We start from the raw sequence: 8,504 nt of genomic DNA, 5'->3' as shown, positions 1-8,504 counted from the left end.
TCAAAGAACTACTTGGTCGCTCATTTGCGACTTCCTTATGTTAACATCTTCATTAGTTAATGTCAACTAAGTTTTTCATTTCGTTTGTCGCTTGCGACGTTAATGTCATCGGCGACTTGTCCTATATTACACCCCTGTAGATCAATCGTCAATACTTTTTATCTTTTTTATTTTATAAATTATAAAAGCTTTGCCCTCTCTTAATTTCTAACACATCCTTAGAACTTCATAAACGTATGTATTCAAACTAACAATCTGCAGACTACACTCTCTAACTTAATACTAATACTTTTCTAAAGAATGAATGTGAGACCAAGTAAATATATATTAAGGATAATATTTTTTCTTTTAGTACGCCCCCCTTCTACTCATCTCTAGGGGATTATATATAAAACATTTCTCTTCTTTACCTTTAATCAACAAAAAGGAAAAGAAATCTAATAAACTTAGGAGGCGTTATGAAATGCATGTTAATAAAAAGATAATTTATGTATCCCATGATGCCCATTTCCACGGAGCACAGCTACTTTCTTTACATACTATTAAGGCTCTTAAAGAAAACTTTGATTACTCTGTTGCAATTATTTCTATTGGATCCGGTATTTTAATTCCCGATTTCCAAAAGTACGGTCCTGTTTATTGTCTCGAGCAAGATTATCAAACAAAAGAAAAGGTCGAATTATTAATAAAGGATTTATTATCACAGGATTTTACCCTCGCCATATGTAGCACTGTCATAAGTGGCGATATCGTCGCATTACTAGCTAGACACAATATAAAAGTTGTTTCATTAATACATGAATTACCGCATTTAATACAACAGTACTCTGCTGAAGGGAAAGCTAAAAACATCGCTGAATTTGCTTACAAAGTTGTTTTCCCTTCACAATACGTACATGAAAAATTTCGTACAATCACTGAATTGGATCCTCAAAAATGTCACATTCTCCCTCAAGGTTTGTTTAACCACAATCCTTATAAGAACAATATTGCAAAAGCTAGAAATGAGTTACGTAAGAAGCTTAACCTGCCTCTAGATAGCAAAATCATCTTGGGTGTAGGCTTCGCAGATTATCGAAAAGGAATAGATCTATTCTCACTTATCTCTTACTCAGTAAGAAAGACTCACAAGGATATTCATTTTATTTGGGTAGGGAGAACAGACGTTCAATTCCTGAATACACTGCCTCCTAAATATAAAGCACATTTCACAGTAGTCGATCCTACTCCCGATATCGGATTATATAACGCCGGAGCTGACTTATACTTATTAACTTCAAGGGAAGATCCTTTTCCAAATGTTGTTTTAGAAGCATTAGATGCAAAACTTCCTGTTATAGGGTTTAAAAATGCTGGAGGTTTTGAGGATGTTGTTACAGAAAAAACTGGTGCCTTAGTAGATTTTTTAAATTTACCCAAAATGCTAGAAAAAATATATGAATTTATTCATGATGAGGGATTACGATTACAAAAGGGAAGCTTTGGCCAAGAACTTATCGAAAAAAACTTCAATTTTCTTACTTACATTTATCAATTACTAGATCTTCTCGAACATAATTACAAAAAGATAAGCGTAATCATACCAAACTATAATTATGAAAAATACTTACCTGATCGAATCAAATCAATATTAAACCAAACCTACCCTCTTTACGAACTAATTTTCTTAGACGATGCCTCCACTGATCATAGCGTATCAACATTTAAAGAACTGCTCTCAAAAGAAAATAAGATCCATCTGAAGATTCAACAGGTTATTAATGATACAAACTCTGGTTCTGTATTTAAACAATGGATAAAAGGCGTCACTGCAGCAACTGGTGATTATATTTGGATTGCAGAGGCCGATGACTTATGCGATAAGACATTTTTACAAGAGGTGATGCAGGGGTTTTATATAAATAACAATATTGCCTTAAGCTACACACAATCAAAACAAATAGACGAACAAGGAAATGTATTGGCTAATCATTATTTAAATTACACAAATGATATCGATGAAGAAAAATGGAAAGCCCCCTATTTTCGAAAAGGCGTCGACGAAATACAAGATACGTTACTTATCAAAAACACTATACCTAATGTCTCGAGTGTAGTTTTTAAAAATATAGATATGAAGAAAACAGAAAAACAGTTAGAAAAGTTCAAAATAGCTGGTGACTGGTTCTTCTATGTTTCTCTTCTTACAGAGGGAGATATTTACTTTAATCCAGCCCCCCTAAACTATCATAGACGACATTTAAATAGTGTAACAAGAACAGAAGATTCATATTCCCATTACAATGAAGTTGTGCAAATGCAAAATTTCATTAAAGAAAGCTTTACTATCGATGACATTTCTAAAATGAAAATGTATACATATAGAAAGTATCTTAAAGCATACTTAAAAATTTAAACGTATGCTTTCTCTGCCATCAATATCTCTTGTAAGGCGATACTATTATTTAAGGGGGAATACTCTTTGAAAGACTTTATAGAGGAACATAAAGATTTAATTTCTCAAATCGCACACAGCTACAATGTAAATGCAAGTATCCATCCTGAGGATCATATCTTTCAGTTCATTGTCACTAATCCCGTTTTCCCATCAAAAAAAGAAGCGATAGATTACTATTTTAAAGACGGGCAAAACTCAGCACAAATACTCTTAGACTTAATCACTTCCCTTTATCCTCCTACAGGCAATCCAATCAAATTGTTAGAGTTTGCATCTGGATACGGCTGCGTAACACGTCATTTATTAAATCTACAAGCGAATTTGAGTATAACCGCTTGTGATATACACGAAGAGGCCATTTCCTTTATTGAAAACAAATTAAATAATCCTTCTATATTATCTCATCCTGAGCCCGAACAGTTAAAATTAGACTCCTCTACGTACGATATTGTTTTTTGTCTATCCTTTTTTTCTCATATGCCTGATACAACTTGGTTTCGTTGGCTTCAAACATTGTATAACGCTGTTTCACCTGGTGGTTTATTCATTTTCACAACCCATGGCTATCAAAGTAAAAAATATTTCGGGTTTCCAAATTTAAACGAACAGGGCTATTGGTTTCTCTCTTCTAGTGAACAATTCGATTTAGATGTTAATCAGTACGGACAAACGATAGTTAGTCCCTCTTACGTATGTGACAAAATTAAATTACTGCCCCATAACCCAATCATCAAAAAGTATACTGAAGGATTTTGGTGGGAACATCAAGACCTTTGGGTAATAGAAAAAGAAGTAAAATAATAAACCACGCTCTGCTTATATACAAGTAGAGTGTGGTTTATTATTTTTTACTATATAAGAACTCTTCAATCCATAGTTTATTTAATCTAATCCCATTTTTAAAATCTATTTTAGGCTCCCAATTCAATTCTTGTTTTATCTTATCAATATTTAAAATGATTCTTTGGACGTTCTCTTGTTTTTGTTTATAACAGATAAAATCCACTTTTCTTTCTGTTATTTTCTCTAGTTCCACTATAATTCGTTTTAAAGAAAGACCTTTGCCACTGCCTATGTTATATACGCAAGATTTCAATTGATTTAATTGTGCTAGTTGTATAGTAATTTCAACTAAATCATCGATATAAATATAATCTCTAATAATCTCCTCTGGATTCCCATATATATTAATCCTTTCATTACTGAGATGCTGATACAAAAAACAATTTATCGCCCCAACTTTTTTTAAGGGGTTTTGGTATTTTCCATACGGATTAGAATATCTACATACAACATAATCTATTCCATATTTTCTCTTATAAAAATACAAATAATTCTCGAGCGAAACTTTTGTTATTCCATACGGAGAAAGTGGTCTTAATGGATGTTTCTCATCAATAGGCAAATATTCAGGTTCACCATAAACTGTGCCTCCCGAAGAAGCTAATATAATTTTTTTAATACGAAAATCTTTAACACTTTCCATGAAATTAAGAAAAAATAGACTGCTATTAATATCGCCGAAAACATCTTCAATTGAAGTTGCTACGTTAGACGTCGCAGCTAAATAAATAATAATATCTATATTCACTAAAGCCTTATATATATCCTCAACATTTTCTAAATCACCTTTAATAAATTCAACTTCACTTATAATATTTTGAGGAAAATTATTTATATGCCTGGAAAATACTTTTACATTTTGCCCCTGTTTCAATAAACCCAATGCGAGGTTGATACCAATGAAACTATTTCCACCTACTATTAAATAATTATTCTTCCTCATAATATCATCTCTCTAGTAATAAATTTTTCCCATCGTCAAACCTAAAAACATACACAAATAAACTGGATCATTTCAATTATTCATCTTCTTATCATTGTATGTTTGTTATAAATTTTCATTATCTTTATTTTCTATTTTCATTTTGGAATAACTTCCTTATTCAGATTGACCGCAAAAACACTCATAATATTTACTCATCCCCATGAATATATTTAATAAACAATCCTCACTTGTTTAACCCATAAAAAAACTTCTACATACACAAGGTTCTCAAAAAAGGAGTGCGAAACTCATGGAAAATATAAATCAAGAGCTTTTAAATCATGTAATTCTACATAAAGACCGAATTCCGCATTACCATAAAGACTTTCCCCTTATACTATTTTGGAGTCACAGAAGCGGATGCACCGCATTAGCTAATTGGTTCTTTTTTCAAATTGGATTATTTACTGAAGCAAAGAAATACAATGACTTTATTCATTACTATGAGTTCTGGGTGTATAAGAACAATATAAATTACATACCAGAGTTACAGAATGGTCTTCTAGAAGGTAAAAAGGATGTTTGTAAACTTGTGCGAAATCCCTATACAAGGGCTGTCAGCTCATTTCTATTACTTGCTGACAATCCATACGCTAGCCCCCAATGGGAAAGTATCCGTCATTATTTTTATAATGATAAATATAGTAATCAAGGAATATCATTTAAACAATTTTTATATTACGTTCAGGCATTTGGTTCCAATTCCCTAGCAATAGATATACATTTTAGCCAACAATACGTCCCTGGTGAAGAAAACTTCATCCAATGTTATATTCCTTTAGAAGATTTTAATGCACAAATCACCAAACTAGAACACACGTACGATTTGATAAAATCCAATTTAGCACTTCTTACAAATTCAGATCATCATCGCGCCCACAAGATGATTTATGCAGGGAGCTATGCAGAACTTAGCATTACAGATGAAGCCTTCCCACGATTTCCAACATACGAAAGCTTTTATGATAAAGAAACCATGGATTTAGTTACAGAAATATATGCACAGGACTTTGAAATGTACCCGTACACGAGAGGGATACTTTAAGTCTATACATTTTTCTATGAATAAAAGCTAATGCATCGCATAGCATAAAGTGAAACTTTAATTCGAGTCGGGTTCTCTTCAACTGATTATTCCCTTTTCCTAATCGCTATTTTAAGAGATACCTAACTTTCACCTATTCCCTTTGATTTCGCCGATTGTTGACGTGTATCATACTTTCCATAAATAGATTGCATGTAACATAGGAGTGATGTCGTGTGGAAATCAATTTGAAACACAATAATGGGTACTGCGTTATTTGCGAAAAGAAAGCTACATTTATAGAGCATAATGATTGGCTTAGAGATCATTATTTATGTTCTACATGTAACTCTATCCCAAGGCAGCGAGCTTTAATCCATACTTTACACACATTTTTTCCAAAATGGGATTCCTATAGTATCCACGAATCCTCTCCTGGAGGAATTACAACTCAGCTACTATTAAAAAACTGTAAAAACTATACATATTCTCAATACTTTAAAAACTATCCTCTTGGCCAATACTTTCAAGGAATTAGATGTGAGAACTTAGAAGACATGACTTTTGAAAATGAATCTTTTGATTTATTCATTACTCAAGACGTTTTTGAGCATGTAATGACGCCAAACAAAGCCTTTAAAGAAATAGAACGAGTATTAAAACCTGGCGGCGCTCATGTATTTACTGTCCCTTGGTATCATACACTCACAAAAACTGTGCAAAGAGCAAGATTGAATAAAGAGGTGATTGAATATATTGAAGAGCCCATTTATCACGGAAACCCTATTGATGAGAATGGGTCTTTAGTAACGTTCGATTGGGGGCAGGATATGATTGAATATATTTATACACACACAAATATGTATACCATTGTTTATTTACAAAAGGATAGATCACTCGGTTTAGATGCTGAATTTTTACATGTTTTTATTAGTAAAAAGCAAGAAAATAAGGTTTAATCACTATATAATTCGGAGGTTTGACAAATGCATAACTTTAAGTTAGGAAGTGATTTCGATAATCTTGTTAATTCACTATCTGATGTTGAACTTCTAAATTTATTTATACAAAGTTGTTCCCAAACAACGATAAATGGGGTTCCCGTACCTAGGTTTCCTCCTGAAGAAATTCAAAAACAATTTGTAGGTGCTTCCTATGAACATGCTCTTTATGAAGCATATTTGTTTTATAGCTATATAAAACAATACGCCCAGAATTTAGGTGTTCCCGTGAATAAAGAAAGTAAAGTTTTAGACTTCGGCTGCGGATGGGGAAGAATTATACGCTTCTTATTTAAAGATGCCTCTGATCAAAATTTACTTGGCATTGATGTGGATCCTGCGATGATCACACTTTGTAATGAAACACTAGGAAGAGGGATATATAAAACAGCAAGTCCACATCCCCCTGTAGAATTTATTAGTGACAATTCATTAGATATCATATTCGCTTATTCTGTATTCTCACATTTATCCGAAGAAACTGCTGAAAATTGGATAAAAGAATTTTCAAGAGTTCTTCGCCCTGGTGGAATTTTCATCGCAACAACACAAGCGCGCTATTTTCTTGATTTTTGTCAACAATTCCACGAACATCCTGAATTAATTCAAACAGGATGGCATAAAACTTTATCTCAAGCTTTTCCAGATATACATCGCGCTATCTCGGATTATGAAAACGGAAAATTTGTCCACAGCGCTACTGGTGCAGGGGATGTTAGAAATAGTAGTTTTTACGGAGAAACCGTTATACCTAGGACTTATATTGAAAATCATTATGAGAAATATTTAAAGCTACAAGACTTTTTTGATGATGTAAATCGATTACCACAAGCCCTCTTTGTCCTTCAAAAAATTTAATTCCTTTTATTCAACGTAATACACTTAATTTCATGACGAAAAGCACTTTCTATTTCAGCTATATATCAAATTACCTAATACTCTCTTATTAAGTAAGCTGTAAAAGCAAATTCAATACATACCATAAAAAAAACAGTAAACAGCTAACATATCTCTTGTTTTAAAATTACTCCACCAAATCAAGAATAACTTCCCAACAATTGAACTACGAAAAACATGAGGGGGATATACTTTGAAAATAATCGCTTTTTACTTACCACAATTCCATCAAATTAAAGAAAATGATCGATGGTGGGGGAAAGGATTTACTGAATGGACAAATACTAAAAGTGCACGACCTTTATTTTCAGGACATTATCAACCGAGGGAACCTTATCAAGATTTTTATTATGACTTAACTAGCCCCTCCGTAAGAAAGTGGCAAGCAGAAATCGCTAAAGCATACGGTATATATGGTTTTTGTTATTATCATTATTGGTTTAAGGGAAAAAGACTATTAGAAACACCCTTTAATGACGTACTAAAGATGAAGGAACCTGACTTCCCTTTTTGTCTTTCTTGGGCAAATGAACCATGGACAAAATCTTGGGATGGTCTCGATAAACATATATTAATGCCTCAAGATTACGGAGATATATCTGATTGGAAGGAACACTTTGATTATTTATTACAGGCTTTCCAAGATGAGAGATATATTTATATAGATGATAAACCTCTATTCATTATTTATCGTCCAGGACATATTCCTGATTGTGAAAAAATGCTTAATTACTGGAATGCATTAGCGCGAGAAAATGGTTTAAAAGGCATATACTTTGCTGAAACATTAAACAGTTTTCCACTACCTAATATAAATGGATTCGATGCTAGCATTCAGTTTGAACCTTTCTATACAATTGCCCATGATAGCTCTTCAGACATAAATAAGGTCATATATGATTCTGATATGCAATTGAATGTTTGGGACTACGATAAAGTATGGATGTATATATTACAACGATCGCTCCCAAAGAAAAAAACATTTCCTGGGGCTTTTGTTGATTGGGATAATACTGCACGACGTAAAAACGCAAATAGCAGCATCTTTGTAGGTTCTACCCCAGAAAAGTTCACCATATATTTAAGCAAGCAAATTCATCGTACTTACTCTTTTTATAACAGCGAGTTTTTATTTATTAACGCATGGAATGAGTGGGCGGAAGGAACTTACTTAGAGCCAGATAAAAAATATGGATTTTCTTATTTAGAAGGAGTTAAAAATGCAATTGATAGAGGTATGAAAGCATACAAAAAAGACGAGTCATCCTGACTCGTCTTAAAGTTGCTTGGCGACGTCCTACTCTCACAGGGACAAGG

Annotated in this window: 7 protein-coding genes; 6 read left to right on the top strand and 1 reads right to left on the bottom strand. The window is 33.0% G+C overall.

The window, feature by feature from the left end; genetic code table 11:
• Positions 1 to 463 precede the first annotated feature (463 nt).
• On the top strand, positions 464 to 2,395 hold the full coding sequence (locus IBT51_RS26815) for a glycosyltransferase (protein WP_200458885.1): 1,932 nt from the start codon (positions 464 to 466) through the stop codon (positions 2,393 to 2,395).
• A gap of 66 nt (positions 2,396 to 2,461) precedes the next feature.
• A complete protein-coding gene (locus tag IBT51_RS26810; RefSeq protein WP_200458884.1) occupies positions 2,462 to 3,238 on the top strand; it encodes a class I SAM-dependent methyltransferase in 777 nt (258 codons plus the stop codon).
• A 40-nt stretch (positions 3,239 to 3,278) separates the two neighbouring features.
• Here the strand turns inward: IBT51_RS26810 and IBT51_RS26805 are convergent, their stop codons facing one another.
• Entirely contained in the window at positions 3,279 to 4,223 is a 945-nt protein-coding gene (locus IBT51_RS26805) for an NAD-dependent epimerase/dehydratase family protein (protein WP_001230828.1), read from the bottom strand.
• Positions 4,224 to 4,515: 292 nt separating this feature from the next.
• On the opposite strand from IBT51_RS26805, the gene IBT51_RS26800 reads away from it, so the two are divergent.
• From IBT51_RS26800 to IBT51_RS26785, 4 genes are all read left to right on the top strand, one after another.
• A complete protein-coding gene (locus tag IBT51_RS26800) occupies positions 4,516 to 5,310 on the top strand; it encodes a sulfotransferase family 2 domain-containing protein (RefSeq protein ID WP_200458883.1) in 795 nt (264 codons plus the stop codon).
• A gap of 215 nt (positions 5,311 to 5,525) precedes the next feature.
• Positions 5,526 to 6,248 carry a class I SAM-dependent methyltransferase gene (locus IBT51_RS26795; RefSeq protein ID WP_000405127.1) on the top strand — a complete coding sequence of 241 codons (723 nt, stop codon included), beginning with the start codon at positions 5,526 to 5,528 and terminating at the stop codon, positions 6,246 to 6,248.
• A 27-nt stretch (positions 6,249 to 6,275) separates the two neighbouring features.
• A complete protein-coding gene (locus IBT51_RS26790; protein ID WP_000551407.1) occupies positions 6,276 to 7,148 on the top strand; it encodes a class I SAM-dependent methyltransferase in 873 nt (290 codons plus the stop codon).
• Between the two features lie 232 nt (positions 7,149 to 7,380).
• Positions 7,381 to 8,457: a glycosyltransferase WbsX family protein gene (locus tag IBT51_RS26785; protein WP_098607200.1), complete on the top strand. Its 1,077-nt coding sequence runs from the start codon at positions 7,381 to 7,383 to the stop codon at positions 8,455 to 8,457.
• Positions 8,458 to 8,504: the final 47 nt, after the last annotated feature.

The organism is Bacillus sp. S71 (assembly GCF_016625265.1).
Lineage (GTDB): Bacteria > Bacillota > Bacilli > Bacillales > Bacillaceae_G > Bacillus_A > Bacillus_A cereus.
This window is presented reverse-complemented; position numbering and strand designations above follow the sequence as displayed.

Coding starts and splice junctions, on each gene's coding strand:
- IBT51_RS26815 (WP_200458885.1), top strand. CDS start 464: ATGCATGTTAATAAAAAGATAATTTATGTATCCCATGATGCCCATTTC.
- IBT51_RS26805 (WP_001230828.1), bottom strand. CDS start 4,223: ATGAGGAAGAATAATTATTTAATAGTAGGTGGAAATAGTTTCATTGGT.
- IBT51_RS26800 (WP_200458883.1), top strand. CDS start 4,516: ATGGAAAATATAAATCAAGAGCTTTTAAATCATGTAATTCTACATAAA.
- IBT51_RS26790 (WP_000551407.1), top strand. CDS start 6,276: ATGCATAACTTTAAGTTAGGAAGTGATTTCGATAATCTTGTTAATTCA.